The organism is Cupriavidus sp. GW822-FHT03E04 (assembly GCF_058801495.1).
In genome coordinates this window covers 113821-132614 of the sequence record NZ_JBXANI010000013.1, presented here as the reverse complement: position 1 = coordinate 132614, position 18794 = coordinate 113821, and the positions used below count along the sequence as shown (strand labels likewise).

The 18794-nt window shown below is 63.8% G+C and carries 15 protein-coding genes and 2 tRNA genes; 6 read left to right on the top strand and 11 right to left on the bottom strand.

Annotation, left to right across the window (positions count from 1 at the left end; translation table 11 throughout):
• Nucleotides 1–48: 48 nt before the first annotated feature.
• From AC1RQC_RS20295 to AC1RQC_RS20285, 3 genes are read right to left on the bottom strand one after another with little or no spacing between them, the layout of a single operon-like run.
• Entirely contained in the window at nucleotides 49–1176 is a 1128-nt protein-coding gene (locus AC1RQC_RS20295) for an ABC transporter permease (RefSeq protein WP_150983329.1), read from the bottom strand.
• Entirely contained in the window at nucleotides 1173–2225 is a 1053-nt protein-coding gene (locus AC1RQC_RS20290) for a microcin C ABC transporter permease YejB (protein ID WP_150983328.1), read from the bottom strand. Before AC1RQC_RS20290 ends, AC1RQC_RS20295 begins: the two co-directional genes overlap by 4 nt.
• Before the next feature lie 18 nt (nucleotides 2226–2243).
• Nucleotides 2244–4124, bottom strand: coding sequence for an extracellular solute-binding protein (locus tag AC1RQC_RS20285; RefSeq protein ID WP_492373887.1), 1881 nt, complete (start codon nucleotides 4122–4124; stop codon nucleotides 2244–2246).
• 238 nt (nucleotides 4125–4362) lie between these two features.
• Here AC1RQC_RS20285 and fabI point away from each other — a divergent pair, with 238 nt between their 5' ends.
• The gene (fabI, locus tag AC1RQC_RS20280; protein ID WP_492373888.1) at nucleotides 4363–5151 is read left to right on the top strand and encodes an enoyl-ACP reductase FabI; all 789 of its coding nucleotides are present in this window, start codon (nucleotides 4363–4365) and stop codon (nucleotides 5149–5151) included.
• Nucleotides 5152–5254: 103 nt separating this feature from the next.
• Here the strand turns inward: fabI and AC1RQC_RS20275 are convergent, their stop codons facing one another.
• The 3 genes from AC1RQC_RS20275 to AC1RQC_RS20265 all read right to left on the bottom strand — a co-directional run bounded on the left by AC1RQC_RS20275 (nucleotide 5255) and on the right by AC1RQC_RS20265 (nucleotide 7730).
• Nucleotides 5255–6142 carry an alpha/beta hydrolase gene (locus tag AC1RQC_RS20275; RefSeq protein WP_492373889.1) on the bottom strand — a complete coding sequence of 296 codons (888 nt, stop codon included), beginning with the start codon at nucleotides 6140–6142 and terminating at the stop codon, nucleotides 5255–5257.
• A gap of 164 nt (nucleotides 6143–6306) precedes the next feature.
• Nucleotides 6307–6383 (bottom strand) — tRNA-Arg (locus tag AC1RQC_RS20270).
• A gap of 129 nt (nucleotides 6384–6512) precedes the next feature.
• Entirely contained in the window at nucleotides 6513–7730 is a 1218-nt protein-coding gene (locus AC1RQC_RS20265) for a GGDEF domain-containing protein (RefSeq protein WP_492809157.1), read from the bottom strand.
• Between the two features lie 398 nt (nucleotides 7731–8128).
• Here AC1RQC_RS20265 and AC1RQC_RS20260 point away from each other — a divergent pair.
• The 4 genes from AC1RQC_RS20260 to AC1RQC_RS20245 all read left to right on the top strand — a co-directional run bounded on the left by AC1RQC_RS20260 (nucleotide 8129) and on the right by AC1RQC_RS20245 (nucleotide 11056).
• A tRNA-Pro gene (locus AC1RQC_RS20260) sits at nucleotides 8129–8205 on the top strand.
• A gap of 748 nt (nucleotides 8206–8953) precedes the next feature.
• The gene (infA, locus tag AC1RQC_RS20255; protein ID WP_006157708.1) at nucleotides 8954–9175 is read left to right on the top strand and encodes a translation initiation factor IF-1; all 222 of its coding nucleotides are present in this window, start codon (nucleotides 8954–8956) and stop codon (nucleotides 9173–9175) included.
• A gap of 412 nt (nucleotides 9176–9587) precedes the next feature.
• Entirely contained in the window at nucleotides 9588–10064 is a 477-nt protein-coding gene (locus AC1RQC_RS20250) for a SixA phosphatase family protein (RefSeq protein WP_150983323.1), read from the top strand.
• A gap of 137 nt (nucleotides 10065–10201) precedes the next feature.
• Nucleotides 10202–11056 (top strand): GNAT family N-acetyltransferase, encoded by an 855-nt coding sequence (locus tag AC1RQC_RS20245; protein WP_082054896.1) that lies wholly within the window; start codon nucleotides 10202–10204, stop codon nucleotides 11054–11056.
• Nucleotides 11057–11140: 84 nt separating this feature from the next.
• On the opposite strand, the gene ppx is transcribed toward AC1RQC_RS20245, so the two are convergent.
• A complete protein-coding gene (gene ppx, locus AC1RQC_RS20240) occupies nucleotides 11141–12673 on the bottom strand; it encodes an exopolyphosphatase (protein WP_043347570.1) in 1533 nt (510 codons plus the stop codon).
• Between the two features lie 145 nt (nucleotides 12674–12818).
• Here ppx and ppk1 point away from each other — a divergent pair, with 145 nt between their 5' ends.
• Nucleotides 12819–14942, top strand: coding sequence for a polyphosphate kinase 1 (gene ppk1 / locus AC1RQC_RS20235; protein ID WP_492809156.1), 2124 nt, complete (start codon nucleotides 12819–12821; stop codon nucleotides 14940–14942).
• Between the two features lie 77 nt (nucleotides 14943–15019).
• On the opposite strand, the gene phoR is transcribed toward ppk1, so the two are convergent.
• The 4 genes from phoR to pstB all read right to left on the bottom strand — a co-directional run bounded on the left by phoR (nucleotide 15020) and on the right by pstB (nucleotide 18759).
• On the bottom strand, nucleotides 15020–16363 hold the full coding sequence (phoR, locus tag AC1RQC_RS20230) for a phosphate regulon sensor histidine kinase PhoR (protein ID WP_492809155.1): 1344 nt from the start codon (nucleotides 16361–16363) through the stop codon (nucleotides 15020–15022).
• Between the two features lie 116 nt (nucleotides 16364–16479).
• Nucleotides 16480–17187, bottom strand: coding sequence for a phosphate regulon transcriptional regulator PhoB (gene phoB, locus AC1RQC_RS20225; RefSeq protein ID WP_043347578.1), 708 nt, complete (start codon nucleotides 17185–17187; stop codon nucleotides 16480–16482).
• Nucleotides 17188–17210: 23 nt separating this feature from the next.
• Complete coding sequence (gene phoU / locus AC1RQC_RS20220; RefSeq protein ID WP_441636912.1) at nucleotides 17211–17915, bottom strand: phosphate signaling complex protein PhoU; 705 nt, start codon at nucleotides 17913–17915, stop codon at nucleotides 17211–17213.
• Between the two features lie 55 nt (nucleotides 17916–17970).
• On the bottom strand, nucleotides 17971–18759 hold the full coding sequence (gene pstB / locus AC1RQC_RS20215) for a phosphate ABC transporter ATP-binding protein PstB (protein ID WP_492373893.1): 789 nt from the start codon (nucleotides 18757–18759) through the stop codon (nucleotides 17971–17973).
• Nucleotides 18760–18794: the final 35 nt, after the last annotated feature.

Genomic DNA, 18794 nt, shown 5'->3' with positions numbered 1-18794 from the left:
CGCTGGCTTGCGTGGCCCGTGTGGCCTGTGCGGCTTGTTGCATTGCGCTCATGACACCGCCTCGGCCGCGGGAGAACCCTCTGGCGCCTTCGGCTCAACACGGCCGCGCAGCTGGGCCAGGCCCAGGCGCGTATCGAAGGCGTCGCGCAGCGCGTCGCCCATGAACGTCAGCAGCAGCAGCGTCACCACTAGTACGGCAAAGGTCGACAAGGAAATCCACCAGGCATCGAGGTTGGCCTTGCCTTGCGCCAGCAGCTCGCCCAGGCTTGGCGTGGTGGGTGGCACGCCGAGGCCGAGGAAGTCGAGGCTGGTCAGGGCCAGGATGGCCGCACTCATGCGAAATGGCAGGAAGGTGATAACCGGTGTCAGGCTGTTGGGCAGGATATGGCGCCACATGATCTGTACATTGGACAGTCCCAGCGCCCGCGCCGCCTTGACGTAGTCGAGCGAGCGGTTGCGATAGAACTCGGCGCGCACGTAGTCGGACAAACCCATCCAGCCGAACAGCGAAAGCAGGATAATCAGCAGCGCCAGGCTCGGCGTGAAGATGGACGCGAAGATGATCAGCAAGTAGAGCTCGGGCATCGAGCTCCAGATCTCGATGGCGCGCTGCGAGATCAGGTCGAAGCGCCCGCCGAAGAAACCCATCAGCGCGCCCGTCAAGGTGCCGATCACCACGCCGATCAACGTCAGCGCCAGGCTGAACAGCACCGAGACGCGGAACCCATAGAGCAGCCGCGCCAGCACATCGCGCCCGCGGTCATCGGTACCCAGCCAGTTCTCCGCAGAAGGCGGCGCCGGGTTCGGCTCCTTGGAGAAATAGTTGATCGAGTCGTATGAGTACCGGTTGGGCGGGAAAATGGCGAAATTGCCGTTGCTGGTGATGCGGTCGCGGATAAACGGATCGAGATAGTCAGCCTTGGTGGGAAAGTCCCCGTCGAAGGTGCTCTCGGCGTAGGTCTTGACGATGGGGAAATACCACTCGCCCTTGTACTTCACTACCAGCGGCCGATCGCTGGACAAGGTCTCGGCAACCATGCTCAGCAGGAAAATGGCGACGAAGAGAATCAGGCTCCAGTAGCCCAGGCGATTGCGGCGAAAGCGCTGCCAGGCGCGCTGGCGCGGTGACAGGGAATGCGGCAGCCCGTTGGGGAGCGTGCGCGAGCTGAATTTCATCGGTGCACCGCCTCGAAGTGGATGCGCGGGTCGACCATCACATAGCAAACGTCGGAGATCAGCCGCGTCACCAGGCCGATCAGGGTGAACAGGTAGAGCGTGCCCAGCACAACAGGATAATCCCGCCGCAGCACCGCCTCGTAGGACAGCAGGCCAAGCCCGTCGAGCGAAAACAGGGTTTCGATCAGCAGGGAGCCGGTGAAGAAAGCGCCGATGAAGGCTGCCGGGAAACCGGTCACGAGCGGAATCAGCGCGTTACGGAAGACGTGTTTCCAGAGCACGCGCCGCTCCGCCAGCCCCTTGGCGCGGGCGGTCAGGACGTACTGCTTGCGGATCTCTTCCAGGAACGCGTTCTTGGTCAGCATGGTGACGACCGCGAAGCTGCCCACCACCGAGGCGGTGATCGGCAGCACGAGGTGCCACAGGTAATCCATCACCTTGCCCATCAGCGTGAGCTGGTCCCAGTTATCCGATGTGAGGCCGCGCAAGGGGAACCACTGCACAAAGGTACCGCCTCCGAACAGCACCAGCAGCAACACGCCCAGCACGAAGCCTGGAATGGCATAGCCCACCAGCACCACCATGCTGGTCACGACATCGAAGCGGCTGCCCGCCCGGATCGCCTTGGATATGCCGAGCGGCACCGATATCAGGTAGGTCAGGAAAAAGGTCCATAGCCCCAGGCTGACCGAGACCGGCATCTTCGACTTCACCAGCTCCCACACGCTACGGTGCTGGAAATAGCTCTGCCCCAGGTCAAACTGGGCGAAGCGCTTGAGCATCATGAAATAGCGCTCCAGCGGCGGTTTGTCGAAGCCATACAGGGCCTGGATCTCCTTGATCTTGTCGGGGTCCACGCCGCGCCGGCCGCGATACTCCGCGCCGCCGCCGCTGGCCTCCCCGCCACCGCCACCCCGCCCCTTGAGTTCCAGCATCATTTGTTCGACCGGCCCTCCCGGAACGAACTGGATCACCGCGAAGGTCAGCGTGATGACGCCGAGCAGGGTCGGGATCATCAACAGTACGCGCTTGAGCAGATAGGCGAGCATCTTGTTTCCTTGTCGCGCTTATTGTGCGGCCGGCTTGGTGTCGGCACGCCACCAGTTGCTCAGGACCCAGCCCTCCGCCGTGTAGTAGTACGGCAGGCGCTGCGGATAGACCAGCTCTTTCCGGTATGCCACCCGATGCGACGCGCTATACCAGTTGGGCACGATGTAGTAGCCGTGCATCAGCACGCGGTCCAACGCACGCCCGGCGTTGATCAGTTCTTCGCGAGTATGGGCGTGCAGGACATTGTCCACCAAGCGGTCGATCGCCGGCGATTTCAGGCCAAACAGATTGTCGGAGCCAGGCGTGCCGGCCGCCTCGCTGTTGAAGCGGTCGCGCAACTCGTTGCCCGGGCTCTGCGAATCAGGGAAACGGATCGACACCATGTCGAAGTCGAAGTCTTCCAGCCGCTTCTGGTACAACGCGAAATCGGTGGTGCGCTGGTTCACCTCGATCCCCAGCTTTTCCAGGTTGCGCACGTAGGTGGTGATGACGCGGCTCATGGCCCCGCCGTCGTCCAGGAACTCGAAGACAAAAGGCTCGCCCTTGGCATTGCGCAGCGCACCATCCGCGTAGGTCCAGCCGGCCTGTGCCAGCAGCCGGCGCGCATCGCGCAGGTTGTCGCGCAGCGAACGCGGCGGATTGGTGGTGGGCATCGACACGATGGGGCCAAACACCTCGGGCGCCAGCTGCGCGCGCAGCGGCTCGAGCAGTTCCAGCTCGCCGGGGCCGGGCCGGCCGTCGAACGTGGCGCTGGCGGCCAGCTCGCTGTTGGAAAACCAGCTATCGAGGCGGCGATACGCGCCATAGAACAGCTGGCGATTGAGCCACTCGAAATCCAGCGCCAGGATCAGGGCCTGCCGCACCCGCACATCCTGGAACATCGGCTTGCGCATGTTCATGACGAAGCCTTGCATGCCGGCTCCGTTGCGGTGCGGAAAATCGGTCTTGAGCAGTTCGCCATTGGAAAAGCGCTTGCCCTCGTAGCTCTTGGCCCAGCTCTTGGCCTTGTACTCGACGATGGCATCGAACTCGCCAGCCTTGAAGGCTTCGAGCTTGGCGGTCTCGTCCTTGTACAGGCGATAGACCACCCGGTCGAAGTTGAAAGTGCCGCGGCGCACCGCCAGGTCCTTGCCCCAGTACGACGGATCGCGCTTGAAGGTGATGCCGCGCCCGGCATCGTAGCGCTCGATCAGGTAAGGCCCGCTGGCCACTGGATCCTCGAAGGTCAGCTTGTCAAACGGCACCGTGGCGGTCCACTTCTTGGAGAACACCGGCAAGGAGCCAACGATCAGCGGCAGCTCGATGTTGCGCTGCCTGAAATCGAACCGTACCGTGCGCGAATCCACCACCGTGACGGCCTTCACGTCGGTGCACATGCTGCGGTAGCCAGGGCTGGATGCCTTGCTCATCAGCATGTCGTAGGAGTACTTGACGTCGCCGGCCAGCACCGGATCGCCGTTGCTGAAACGCGCCTGCGGCCGGATGTGGAAGGTAACGGACAGTTCGTCCGGCGCCACGGTCACGTCATCCGCCAGCAAGCCATAGGCGCTGGCGGTTTCATCGCTGCTGGCAATCAACAGCGACTCGAACATCAGCGCGTTCACACCCGGGGCGGAGGTACCCTTGAGCGTGAACGGGTTGAACTTGTCGAAGCTGGTGCGGCGGTCCGGGTTGGCAAGCGTCAGCGTGCCGCCGCGCGGCGCGTCCGGGTTAGCGTAGTCGAAATGGGTGAAATCGGCGGGATACTTGAGGCCGCCATACTGTGCGAAGCCATGGGCGGCTCCGGCTGACAAGGGAAAACCCGCGGTACACAGGGCTACTAATCCACAGCCCAGCGCCGCAAATGTGCGGAAGCGCTGCCATGCCGCCTGAAGCGGTCTACGTGCGCGAATATGCATCCGGTTTGGGTCCTCCACCTGAATCGGATCGTCCGCAGCCTTCGGCGGCGCGGTCAAGTTATGAGACAATTTTACATGGGTTCGGCTGGCATCCAGCCATCCGGACATTCCAGTACGCGGCACCGCCGTTTTGCCGGTCGTCAGCCTGCTGAAAAGCAGCCGCCGCGCGGTGCGCGCCGCAACCCGGACGCCATTGCACGAAACGTGCCCGTCCACCTCGAACATCATTGGAGAAGTTATGGGATTTCTCGCAGGTAAGCGAATCCTGATCACCGGCTTGCTGTCCAATCGCTCGATCGCCTACGGCATCGCGACGGCCTGCAAGCGCGAAGGCGCCGAGCTCGCCTTCACCTATGTCGGCGAGCGCTTCAAGGACCGCATCAACGACTTCGCCAAGGAATTTGGCAGCAGCCTGGTATTCGAATGCGACGTTGGCAGCGACGAACAGATCGCCGCCACCTTCGCCGCGCTTGGCCAAAGCTGGGACAAGCTCGATGGCCTGGTGCACTCGATCGGCTTCGCGCCGCGCGAAGCCATCGCCGGCGACTTCCTGGAAGGCCTCTCGCGCGAGTCCTTCCGCATGGCGCACGACATCTCCGCCTACAGCTTCCCCGCGCTGGCCAAGGCCGCCTTGCCCATGCTGTCTGACAAGGCCTCGCTGCTGACGCTGACCTACCTTGGCGCGGAGCGCGTGGTCCCGAACTACAACACCATGGGCCTGGCCAAGGCATCACTGGAAGCCAGCGTGCGCTACCTGGCCGCTTCGGTGGGCCCGCGCGGCATTCGTGCCAACGGCATTTCCGCCGGCCCGATCAAGACCCTGGCCGCATCCGGTATCAAGGGCTTCGGCAAGCTGCTGGGCCACATCGAGGAGGCAGCGCCGCTGCGCCGCAATGTGACCATCGACGAGGTCGGCAACGTGGCCGCCTTCCTGCTGTCGGACCTGTCCAGCGGCGTGACCGGCGAGATCACCTACGTGGACGCCGGCTTCAATACCGTGGGTGCGAGCCTGCCCGAAGAAGCGTAATCCCGGCGCGGCCGCCTCTCACGGCGGCCATCGCGAAAAAGGGGCGTGCGGCTTTGGCCGACGCCCCTTTTTCGTGCCCGCCCGGCGGCACAGCGTGCGCGGCCTATTTGGCGACCTGCCCGCCCAGGCAGCCCGAGCGCAGATAGGTGACGATAGGCGCCCAGAACGCGTCCTGGCGCTCCGGCAGGATCGCCGCATCGTGCGGCAGCGCCGACAGCGCCACCAGCCGGCTGGGGCCACCGGCGGCGCGCTCCAGCCGCTCGGCATATGCAAAGGGAATCACTTCGTCCGCGCGGCTGTGCACAAGCAGCAGCGGCAGCATTGAATTTCGCAATTGGTCCTCGTTGTCCCACGGTTCCGGAAGCAGCCTTGCCACCCACGCCGGCACCCGCCCGGTCACCACCGCCGCCTCGCGTGCGGACGTGAAGCCGGCGGCAATCACCAGGCCAGCGGGCGCCGGGCGCAAGGCGGGGATCACGTCCAGCAGCACCCCGGAACCCAGCGAAAAGCCCATCACATAGCGCCGGCTGGCACGCGGCGTCATGGCGAGGAACTGGCCATACGCGGCCAGGCCGTCCTCATGCAGGTTGACCACGCCGGGCTTGCCGCCGCTGGCGCCATAGCCGCTGTAGTCGAATACGCAGGACGAGATCCCATTGTGGTAGAGCAACGCCTGCGCGCTGGCCCAGTCCGACAAGTTTTCCTCGTCGCCGTGGTAGATCAGCACGGCGGGCGCGTCACCGCCCTGAGCCAGGACGCAAGAGGCGCGCAGCATGCGCGCGCCGCTGGCAAACGCGAACTGGCGCGACGCGACCCCCAGGCGGTCCGGCGTCATCGCGTCGGCCGCATCGGCCGGCTTGGGCTCGAACGCGTCCTCCTCGACCGCCAGGAACAAGGCATGGCGGGCAATGGCGGCCAGCATCAGCAGGCACGCGCCGCCGGCCAGCCAGTAACGGAGCTTCCTGCCTGCACCTGTGTTGAACTTCGCCATGGGACTAGCCTCGGGAAAGGCGCCGTGCCAGAAAAAACCACGGCATCCCCGAAATCTTAGACCGGACTGGCGGCCATCGGCAGCCCATCGCCTGAGTTCGCGATGCGATGGCGCCTCTGGGCGATGGAGAATGCTGGGGGAATGCTGAGGAATGCGGGAGAAAATGGTCCGCCCTACACGATTCGAACGTGTGACCGCTCGCTTAGAAGGCGAGTGCTCTATCCAACTGAGCTAAGGGCGGACAGGAGGAACTACTGAAATGCAGAGGGCTTCGCATGCTGCTGAACGGCTTAGCATGCGAAGCCCGGTATTCTACCTCAGCCCCGCGGCCGATCCTACCGTGTCGGCATGCGGCCCGACACAGCCCGGCTCAGGATGCCTGCGAAACCCGCATTCGCGGCGTCGTGGCCATGCCGGCAAGCCGGTCAATGGGTTGCGTGGACACACAGTTGCGCCCCATGGTTTTGGCATCGTAGAGGGCATTGTCGGCGCGGCGCATGAGCGTATCCGCCCCCTCCCCCGGCAGCCGCTCCGCCATGCCGATGCTTACCGTGTAGGAAATCGCATCCGGCTCGGAAGGGCACGGCGTGGTGCGCACAAGCGCACTCAGGCGCAGGCTGATCGCCCGGCCCTGGTCCAGCGCGGTGCCGGGCATCACGATGCCAAACTCCTCCCCACCCAGCCGGCCGACGAAATCGTCCGCGCGCACCGACTTGCGCAGCAAGCCGCTGAAGTGGCGCAGCACGCTGTCGCCGGCCAGATGGCCATAGAGATCGTTGATGGCCTTGAAATGATCCAGGTCGATGAACGCCACGGTCAGCGGGCGTTGCTGGCGGTCCGCTTGCTTGCAGGCCTCTTCCAGCGCCTCCCAGTAAGGGCCGCGCGACAGGACGTCGGTCAGGTCGTCATAGCTGGCGCGGCGCTCCAGACGTCGGCGCAGGCTATCGTGGGCAAGCAGCGCGAAGCTCACGGCCAGGCTGACAATGCCAAAGGCGTGCAGGACGGCAAAGGTTTCCCGGGGCGGGCGCTTTGCCAGCCAGGCCAGGCCAGCGGGGAGCAGCTTGAGGTCGATGGCTTGATAGAGGCCCATGACCGCGCAAGCGAGCGCGATCAGCCCGAGCGACAGCGCCGCCAGGCGGCCGGTGCCGCGCCTGGCGCGCACTTGCGGCGCCACCACGCGCAGCAACAACAGCGGAAGATAGGTATTGGCCAGGATAAAGACGAGCGCCGGCTCCGCCGGCGACACGCCCGCCCAATCGAAGTACGCGGCGTTGGCCAGCACGGCAAGGTTCAGCAAGCAGAGCGCAGCCGCACCCCCGCGCTTGCCGAAAAAGCGGCGCGTGCCATAGACCATCAAGGACAAAGCCGCCGTCATGACCAGATCCACCAGATTGAGCGTAAGCCATTCCGGCAGATAGTCCTGCGCAGCGAGCAAGACGGTGGCTGCGGTGACCAGCAACGCGCCGGTCACCCAAGAATTCAAACCGGCGCGGCCCATGCCGGGTGTGCGCTGCAAGACTGCGAACACCACCGCCATCTGCAACCCGAATAGGCCCGCGACCAGCACACTAACCTGCGACTGAAACATGATTTCCCCGTCCAACTTGGCAGGCAGCGTTCCGTCACGCCACCATGCGCCCCGGGACCCGCGCGGACCCGAGGTTTTCGCCATTCCTTCTTTTTAAGCTTCTGACCGTCTTCATGCGCCCCGGCGGACAGGGGCTGGGCCTCGCGATCGTGGCGAGGGCACTCTTATTCTCATGTTCGGCGCCAGTCCCGCTAGCGGCACGGATTGCCTGTGCGCCTGACCGGGCGCGGGGCCTGGCCGCTGCGGTGTGCGGATTATGTCAGCGCTTGCGACCAAGTCAAGCGAACCTTTTATCCATCAAATCCTGCGGCGACCCCCACATCGGCCGGCGCCTCGCTTGGCCGGTGCAAAAGTAAAATTTGACCCCGGCCCCGCCGCCGAGCTACAATCCACGGCTTCGGGGCGTAGCGCAGCCTGGTAGCGCATCTGATTTGGGATCAGAGGGTCGCATGTTCGAATCATGTCGCCCCGACCAGTATTTAGCAATAAGATCAAAGGCTTAGACCGTAAGGTCTAAGCCTTTTTTTGTCGCCTGATTTTGTCCGGGCCAGTGCCGGCCGCTGCGCCGGGCACCCACCTCACTGCACCGCAGCACCCAATGGCAATGCCATGAATATGGGATCCCCTGCGCGCTTGAAACACAGACACTGGCAGCGGGCGGGTCTGCGAACCGCCCGCACCACTTTTAAGCCCGCAACCCACCCGGCGGCGGGCTTTTTCTCTTGTTTTCGCGGCCATATCCGGGTAAGGCGGCCATGCGCGCGCCACGCCTGGACTGCACACCCATGATATAATCGCGCGTTAGCCCGGGGTTTATGCAGCATGCCCTGTAACCGGGCGCCCTTGCCGAGGAATGCAGCCATCACACTGCAGCGCAGTATCCAGCGCAGTTCGGCAAGCCACCGGGAACATCTTGCCCGCTTCATTGCCCCCGCGCCTATCACGGTAGCACGGCCGCATTAGCTTGCGACCGCAACCGGCAAGGCAATCTGCCGGGCACTGACGCGCCCCCCGGCGATTCCCTAACGTGGACTTTTTTGCACGCGCTTTTTTGCCGTGCCGGTCCGGGTCAGCTTGCCTCCCGCAACTTCAAGGCGCAACCAAGCAAGCCGGCGCTTGTCACTGCTGGCACCCGGACCTCGCGAGCATGCAGGCATGCCAGCGCTCGCCTCACCGGATTTACCTAAATTCATGCAGCCCAAGGCTGCCGTAAAGGAAGAAGATTGGCTAAGGAAGAACTTATCGAATTTGGCGGTGTTGTCTCGGAAGCCCTGCCGGACAATCGTTACCGCGTGACGCTGGAAAACGGCGTGGAAATCTGGGCCTATGCCTCGGGCAAGATGCAGAAGCACCGCATCCGCATTCTGGCTGGTGACCGCGTGACGCTGGAAATGTCGCCCTACGATCTGACCAAGGGCCGCATCAACTTCCGCCACAAAGTCTGATCTTCTTCCACACTCGCCCCCGGCGAGCGTTGCGCTAGACCGCATTCCAGGGCACCGCATCGCGGCGGTCCCGCCCTGGGAGACATCTGGCCATAGCCACCTGCACGCATCGTGCATTAGCGGCTCCACTGAAACAATCATGATGGCTATTCCATCCTGATGCCTCAGGCCTGGAGCGCTGGTCGATGCCGGTGGCTTGTCGGCCATTGCCCCCCCCTATCGCTTCACCCCAGGCTGCGGCAGCTTCCGCCATGTATGGCTCGCCACGTGCGTGTCATTTGGCAGTGCCATGCTGCGTTCCCGCCCGGTGTTTGCCCGTCTTGCACGCACCTGCGCGCGTGGCCATACTCGAAACATCCATTTCCCGTTTTCCCTTTCCCCTTTTCCCCTTTAGCTTGAGCACACCGCTCTCATGAACCTGATCCTGTGGCGTCATGCCGAAGCCGAGGAGTTGTCTGGCGCGCTTGGCTTTTCCCGCAATGCCGACCTGCAACGCCCCCTGACCAAACGCGGACATAAGCAGGCGGATGCCTCCGCCGCATGGCTGCGCAGCCATCTGCCTCCCGGTACGCGGGTGGTCTGCAGCCCGGCCCTGCGTACGCGCGAAACCGCCGCCGCCCTGCGCGAGAACGCAGAGGTGTTGCCCGAGCTTGCCCCGGGCGCCGATGTCAGCGCGGTGCTGGCTGCGATCGATTGGCCTCAAGGCGCCGAGCACACCGTGCTGGTCGGGCACCAGCCTTGGCTTGGCCAACTTGCCAGCCTGCTGCTGGCGGGCTCGGAAATGAACTGGAGCGTGCGCAAGAGCGGCATCTGGTGGCTGTCGGGGCGCACGCGCGAAAGTGAATCGCAGGTCGTGTTGCGCGCAGTCATCAATCCGGAATTTCTCTAGCATTTTTGGGCACCCCGCAACGGCGCGGCCCGGCTTTCCGGGCCGCCGTCACTGAACCGTCACGACCGCTTCACGGCACTGTCACCTGCCCTCTCTACATTCGACCGCAACAGTTTCGTCACCGAAAGGACATACTGATGCGAGAGCTCCCGACGCCCACCCAGCCGTTGTTCGATTCCCTGCCCAGTGGCCTGTCAGGCCATTCGGCGCGGAGGCGTCTTCATCGCCAGCAACCTGCACAAGCACATGAACAAGCGCATGACCAGCCTGCTTTCAGCGTGGCGTGGGCGCGCCACCAGGATGAAGTAGAAGAAGCGCAGCGCCTGCGCTACAAGGTCTTCGCCGAAGAAATGGGCGCCAGGCTGAACCCGTCGAGGCCTGAACTCGACGTGGATATGTTCGACGCCTACTGCGACCACCTGATCGTGCGCGATACGGCCACGCTCAAGGTGGTCGGCACCTACCGCGTTATGGCGCCCCACCAGGCCAAGCGTATTGGCTGCCTCTATGCCGAGTCGGAATTCGACTTGGTGCGCCTGGCTCACCTGAAGCCCAAGATGGTGGAACTGGGCCGCTCGTGCGTGCACCGCGACTACCGCTCGGGCAGCGTGATCATGGCGCTGTGGGGTGGCCTGGGCGAGTACCTGCAGCGCTGGGGCATCGAGTCGATGCTCGGATGCGCGAGCGTGCCGATGAGCGATGGCGGCCACTATGCGGCCAGCCTGTACCGGGTCTTCGCCGAGCGCGCCCTGGCGCCGATCGAATATCACGCGTTCCCGCGCCTGCCTCTGCCGATCGACGAGCTCAATCAGACGCTGGATGTAGAGCCGCCGGCGCTGATCAAGGGTTACCTGCGGCTAGGCGCGCGAATTTGCGGCATGCCGGCGTGGGATCCCGACTTCAACGTGGCGGACTTCCTCACGCTGCTGCGCGTAAACGACATGAACCCCCGCTATGCGCGCCACTTCCTTGGCTTGAACCGCGACGCCTGAGCCTGTGCGGGCGCTCGCCGCCTGCATTGGTTCACGCCCGCCGATCGAAACGGGGGCCGCCATCTGGCCGCCCCCGCGCTCTGCTTAGGCGTACACCACCTTGTAGCGCTTGCCGATGCGCTCCCACTCATCGGCTTCTTGCGCCAGGCTGTATTCGACCAGCGGGTTGGCCTCGATCCAGGCCTTGGGCAAGCGCACCTCGAAACCTTCGTCCAGCGCATCCGAACGCTGGCCCACGGTGATCTCGGGCAGCGGTTCGTCAGCACGGCGCCGGCACAGCACGAACGCCAGGCGCAGGCTGAAGAGCATCCGCCAGTCGAGGAACTTGCCGCTGCCGGAAAGCTTGCCTAGCTTGCCGGCATGCCCGAGCAGCAGCGTTGCCAGCCGTGCCTGGTCGGTCTTCGAGAAGCCCGGCATGTCGGCGTGCGTGGCGATGTACGCCGAGTGCTTGTGGTAGCCGCTGTGCGAGATGGTCATGCCGATCTCATGCAGCCCGCCGGCCCAGCCCAGCAGTGCCAGATTGTCGTCGCGGCGCTCATTGCGCGGCTCGGGAAACTGCGCCAGCAAACCCAGCGCGGCCTGGCGCACGCGTTGGGCTTGCGCGCGGTCTACGCCATAGCGGCGCATAAACTGATCCACGGTGATGGTGCGCATGTCCTCGTGGTGCGTGCGGCCCAGCAGGTCGTACAGCACACCCAGGCGCAGCGCGCCGTCGGTGACGTCCATGCGATCGATGTCGAGCTCGGCGAACACGCCGAGCATGATCGACAGGCCACCTGGCAGCACGGGGATGCGGTCCGCCTTCAGGCCCACCAGCTTGACCCGGTTGGCGTTCTCCGCCTTGACCAGCGCGCGCTTGAGGCGCTCCAGGCCTTCGCGGGTGATGCCGTGCTCGGCCGGGTTGTCGTTCATGCCGTTGAGCTCGATCAGTTCGGCCAGCGCGCGCGCCGTACCCGACGAACCCACCGCCTGCTGCCAGCCGGCCGCCCGGTACTGGCGCACGAGCACCTGGATCTCCCTGCGCGCGGCCAGTTCCGCCTGCTTCATCGCGTAGTCATCGACGTTGCCGCTGGGGAAGAACTGGCGGCTGTGCGAGACACAGCCGATGTAGAGGCTCTCCATCAGCTTGGATGTGTAGCCGCTGCCGATGATGAACTCGGTCGAGCCGCCACCGATATCGACCACCAGCCGGTTGCCGGCACAGGCCGGCGCATCGTGCGAGGCGCCCAGGTAGATCAACCGCGCCTCTTCGCGCCCGGCAATCACTTCAATCGGGAATCCGAGCGCGTGCTCGGCCTCGATCAGGAATTCCGACGCGTTCTTGGCTACCCGCAGCGTATTGGTCGCCACCGCCCGCACCTGGTCAGGGGAGAAATCGCGCAGGCGGTCGCCGAAACGCCGCAGGGCGTCGATGCCGCGCCGGCGGGCCGGCTGGTCCAGGTACTTGTCTGGCGTCAGGCCCGCGGCCAGGCGCACCGGCTCGCGCAGCGCATCGACCTGGAATAGCTGGCTGGCCGGCCCGGATGCGGTCAGGCTCTCATCCACCCGCCCGATCATCAGGCGGAAGCTGTTTGAGCCCATGTCGACGGCAGCCAGCAAGCGAGGGGTTTGGTTCATCGCGGTAGGGGAATGTGGGTAAAAGCCGCAAGCCGCGGCGTCAATAACGGTGTCGGGCAGTCAGGTTCGCCCAACCTTAGAAAATATGTCTTTATCATGTCTGCATCGTGACAAAATCACATTGTCATCAATTTGACATGATTCTATGAAAAAGTCGCCGCATTACCAAAAGAAGGTCATGCCTATGTCGACAAGCCCACCCGGCACGCTGCTCAACCGCGAAATGGGCATTCTGGAATTCAATACGAGAGTCATGGCACAGGCAGCTGACGCCAGCGTGCCGCTGCTCGAACGTCTGAAATTCATCTGTATTGTTTCAAGTAATCTGGACGAGTTCTTCGAGATCCGCATGGCCGGCTTGAAGGAGCAGATGCGTGACAATCCTTCCGGCATCACGCCCGACGGCCTTTCCTTGCAGCAGGCATACCAGATTGTCACGGAGCGCGTGCAAAAGCTGGTGGCCATGCAGTATGACATGCTGCAAAACGTGATTTTCCCCCTGTTGGAAAAAGAAGGGGTGTTCTTTCACCTCGCCTCCACCTGGAACGAGGCGCAGCGCGAATGGGCGCGCAGCTTCTTCACGCGCGAGCTCGGCCCGGTCCTGACGCCGATCGCGCTGGACCCGGCCCACCCCTTCCCGCGGGTGCTTAACAAGAGCCTGAATTTCGTCATTGAGTTATCGGGCAAGGATGCCTTCGGCCGGGAGGCCGACCTGGCCATCGTGCAGGCACCCCGCGCGCTGCCGCGCGTAGTCAGGATGCCCGAGGAACTCTCGGGCTATCCCTACGGATTTGTGCTGCTGTCGTCCTTCATGCAAGCCTTCGTGCATGAGCTGTTCCCCGCTATCAAGGTCAACGGCTGCTATCAGTTCCGCGTCACCCGCAACTCTGACCTGTTCGTGTCGGAGGACGATATCACGGACCTGCGCGAGGCACTGCAAGGCGAGCTGCCGACCCGCCACTTCGGCGACACCGTGCGCCTGGAAATCTCGGCCGACACCCCGCCGGCCATGGCGCGCCGCCTGCTGCTCGAATCCGGCCTGGGCGAGCAGGACGTGTACCGCGTGAGCGGCCCGGTCAACCTGGTGCGGCTGATGCAGATCCCCGACCTGGTCGACCGCCCCGCCCTCAAATACCCGCCGCACGTGCCGGCGCCGGTCAAGGTGTTTGCGCCCGGCGCTTCGATGTTCGACGCGATCCGCCAGCAGGACGTGCTGCTGCACCATCCCTACGAGAGCTTCAGCTCGGTGCTCGACCTGCTGCAGCAAGCCGCCGTCGACCCTGCCGTGGTAGCCATCAAGCAGACCGTCTACCGCACCGGCAACGAGTCGCCGGTGATGGAGGCGCTGATGACCGCGGCGCGCAATGGCAAGGAAGTCACTGTAGTGGTGGAACTGCTGGCGCGCTTTGACGAGGAAACCAACATCAACTGGGCCGAGCGGCTCGAATCCGCCGGCGCGCATGTGGTCTATGGCGTGGTTGGCCACAAGTGCCATGCCAAGATGCTGCTGATGGTGCGCCGCGAACTGGAAGGCGCCAAGAGCAAGCAGTTCAAGCTGCGCCGCTATGCGCACCTGGGCACCGGGAACTATCATCCGCGCACCGCGCGGCTATACACCGATTTCGGCCTGCTCACCGCCAACGAGAAGATCTGCGAGGACGTCCAGCACGTGTTCCAGCTGCTAACGGGCACCGCGGGCACCATCCGCCTGAATCACCTGTGGCAGTCGCCGTTCACCATGCAGAGCAATCTGGTGGAGCATATCCGCGCGGAGGCCCGCAACGCCCGTGCCGGCAAGCCCGCGCGCATCATGGCCAAGATGAATGCGCTGCTGGAACCATCCATCATCGACGAGCTGTACAAGGCATCACGCGCCGGCGTGAAGATCGACCTGATCATCCGTGGAGTGTGCGCGCTGCGCCCAGGGGTGCCGGGCCTGTCGGAGCACATCACGGTGCGCTCCATCGTCGGGCGCTTCCTCGAGCATCACCGGGTCTATTACTTCCTGGCCGGCGGCACGGAGGTGGTCTACCTGTCCAGCGCGGACTGGATGGACCGCAACCTGTTCCGTCGCGTCGAGGTGGCATTCCCGGTACTGGACAAAGTACTGAAGGCGCGGGTCATCAAGGAGAGCCTGCGAGTACATCTGCACGACAATGCCTCCGCATGGATCATGCAGCCCGACGGCAGCTACATCCGCAAGCACACCAAGTCCAAGCAGCCGCACGTCAGCCAGAACGACCTGCTGGCCCTGTTCGGCAGCGCCTGAGGGTGAGGGTGAGGTGAGGTCGGCACGGCGCGCCTCGCGTGCGCCGTGCCATGCACCACGCCGCGAGCAGGCGCTGCTCAGGCCGCCTTCTGCGGCGACTCTCCCGGCCGCGGCAAGGCGCTAGGCATATAGCCGCTGCGATCGACAGGGAAGACCACGCGGAACACGCTGCCGCGCCCCACTTCGCTGGTGATGCGCAGGTCGGCATGGTGGCGCGACAGCACATGCTTGACAATGGCGAGCCCGAGGCCGGTCCCACCGGTATCGCGCGAACGGCTGCGGTCGACCCGGTAGAAACGCTCGGTGAGGCGCGGGATATGGTCGGCGGCAATGCCCAGGCCCGTATCGGTGACCGAGAAAATGGCGTGCTCGTTCTCGTAGTTCAGCGCGATGCTGATGCGCCCGCCCTCCGGCGTGTAGCGCACCGCATTGGAAACCAGGTTGCCGAAGGCCGACAGCAGTTCACGTTCCGCACCGCGGATCATGACGGCCGGGTCGATCTGCGCGGAGATCTGGTGCTCGCCCTGGGACAGCGCCTCGGCGTCGTGCACGAGGTGCGCAACCAGCTCGGCCAGGTCGATCCGGTCCTGGCTCGGCGGCTGCTCGTCGCTTTCCAGCTTGGCCAGCACCAGCAAGTCCTCGACCAGGTGCTGCATGCGCATGGACTGCACCAGCATCATGTCGAGGTAGCGGTTGCGATCCTGCTCCGACACAGGCAGGTCGCGCACCGTTTCCAGGAAGCCGGTCAGCACCGTCAGTGGTGTCTTCAGTTCGTGCGAGACGTTGGCGACGAAATCCCTGCGCATCGCCTCCGTGTTCTCCACCTTGGTGATGTCGTGTGTCAACACCAGCTTGCGGCTTTCGCCGTAAGGCAGGATCTGCACGGCGATCACGCTGCGCTTGTGCTCGCCCATGTCGCGCATCACCAGCGGCTCATCGAAACGCTGCAAGTGCAGGTACTGGACGAATTCCGGCCGCCGGATCAGGTGGGTGATGCGCTGGCGCACGTCGCGCCGCGCATTGAGGCCAAAATGCTGCTCGGCCACATCGTTGCACCATTCGATCTGGTCGGCATCATCCAGCATCAGAACGCCATTGGGCGACGCCTGGATGGCCTGGATAAAACGAGTATGTTGCTGCTCGACCTGCAACACCTGGGTGCGCCAGCGCTTGACCAGGCGATGCAGGCGGTAATACACCTCGCCCCATAGCCCCAGCGCGCTGGGAATCTCGCCGTAGGCAGGCGCGTCCAGCACTTTCCAGAGCCGGTTGATCTGGTAGATGTAATAGAGCAGATGCCCCAGCAACCCGACGCACAGCACGGCCAGCGCAAGCACGGGGCCAAGGAAGAAGTACAGCCCGGCCGAAGCCAGGGCCAGGAAAATCAGGATGGCCGCCGAACGGGCCCAGATGACGTTCATGAAGAAGTGAGAAGGTCAGGCAGGCGGCAAGACCGCATGGAATGCGGTGGAGTGTGCCACGAAACAGGCAAGCTGTAACAGGCGCCACGCCGGAAACGACGTGGCAAGCCTGCCCATCAGTGGCTGGGCGCGCGAGCCAGGCGGTAGCCGCTGCCGCGCACCGTCTCGATCATGTTGCTGTAGCCACCAGGAGTCAGCGCGGCGCGCAGGCGCTTGATGTGCACGTCGACGGTCCGCTCTTCCACGAACACGTGATCGCCCCACACCTGGTCCAGCAACTGCGAACGGCTGTGAACGCGCTCCGGATGCGTCATCAAAAAGTGCAGTAAACGGAACTCGGTAGGACCCAGGTCCAGCTTGATCAGGCCAGATTCATCCTGGCCGGTGACCCGGTGCGTAGCCGGGTCAAGGCGCAGGCCATTGATGGCAACGACGTCGTCGGTCAGTTGGGGGGCGCGGCGGCGCAGCACGGCCTTGATGCGGGCCAGCAGTTCCTTGGGCGAGAACGGCTTGGTGACGTAGTCATCCGCGCCGGCCTCGAGCCCCAGCACCTTGTCCTGCTCCTCGCTGCGCGCGGTAAGCATGATGATAGGAATCTGCTTGGTGCGGTCGTTATTGCGCAGCTCCTTGGCGAAGGTGGCTCCCGACTTGCCCGGGAGCATCCAGTCGAGCAGCACCAGGTCGGGCAGCACGTCGCTCATCAGTGACAGCGCCTGCTCGGCGTTATAGGCCCGGATCGGATAGTGTCCCGCGTGTTGCAGGTTAACCGCGATCAGTTCGGCAATCGCGGGTTCGTCTTCGACAACAAGAATGCTGCTTGGCATGTAATTTTCTCCGCGGTGGCGCCTTAACTCAGCGCTTCGCGCTCCATGTCCTCACGCGAGGCGTGGCGGACGTCGGTTCCCTTGACGATGTAGATGATGAATTCAGCGATGTTCTTGGCGTGGTCGCCAATGCGCTCGATCGCCTTGGCGATAAAGAGGAAATCCAGCGCGACCGAGATCGTGCGCGGGTCTTCCATCATATAGGTGATGAGCTTGCGCACGAACGCACGGAATTCGTCGTCGATGGCCTTGTCGTCCTTGACGATCCGGGCGGCAGCCACGGTGTCCAGGCGCGCAAAGGCATCGAGTGCCTGGCGCAGCAGCGCGATGGCCAGATCACCCGAGAGCTTCACCTCGGAGTAATTGATCTGGTGGGCGCCTGCGTCTTCCATGATGTGCTTGGTGCGCTTGGCGATCTTCTCCGCTTCGTCGCCGGCGCGCTCCAGGTTGGTGATGGTCTTCGAAATCGCCATCACCAGGCGCAGATCGCGCGCGGTCGGCTGCCGGCGCGCGATGATGTTGCCGCAATCGGCATCGATCTCGAGCTCCAGGGCATTCAGGTGGTGCTCGCGCGCGATGACCTGGTCGGCCAGGCCCGCGTCGAACTCCGAAAGCGCCCGCATGGCGTTTTCGATCTGCGACTCGACCAGACCGCCCATCTGCAGCAGTTTCGTGCTGATGGCGTTGAGGTCGGCGTCGAATTGGGTCGACAGATGCTTGTCAGACATGTTGCTCTCCTAGCCGCTCTATTCGTATGCTATGCGTTATGTGCGTAACGCTCAATCAGCCGAAACGGCCGGTGATGTAGTCTTCGGTTTCCTTGCGATGCGGCTTGATGAAGATCTTCTCGGTCTCGCCGAACTCGATCAGTTCACCCAGGTACATATACGCGGTGTAGTCCGAGCAGCGCGCGGCTTGCTGCATATTGTGGGTCACGATCACCACCGTGTACTCGTCCTTCAGCTCCGCGATCAGCTCTTCGATGCGGCCGGTCGAGATCGGGTCAAGTGCGGAGCACGGCTCATCCAGCAACAGCACTTCGGGGCGGATGGCAATACCGCGCGCGATGCACAGGCGCTGCTGCTGGCCGCCGGACAGGCCGTAGCCCGACTGGTTGAGCTTGTCCTTGGCTTCGTTCCACAACGCCGCCTTGGACAGTGCCCATTCCACGCGGTCGTCCATCTCGGAGCGCGACAGCTTCTCGAACAGGCGCACCCCAAAGGCGATATTGTCATAGATCGACATGGGGAACGGCGTGGGCTTCTGGAACACCATGCCAACCTTGGCGCGCAGCAGAGCGATGTCTTTCTTGGCGGTCAGCAGGTTCTCGCCATCCATGTTGATCTCGCCCTCGGCACGCTGCTCCGGATAGAGCGCGTACATCTTGTTGAAGGTACGCAACAGGGTCGACTTGCCGCAGCCGGACGGGCCGATAAAGGCCGTCACCTTGCGCTCGGGGATCGACATATTGACGTTCTTCAACGCATGGAACTGGCCGTAGTAGAAGTTCAGGTCGCGCACATCGATCTTGGCGCGGGTCGTGTCGGGAATGTCGATGACGGTCGAGGTCATGCTCGTCTCTCGCAAAGAATTTGGGGTAGGCCGTG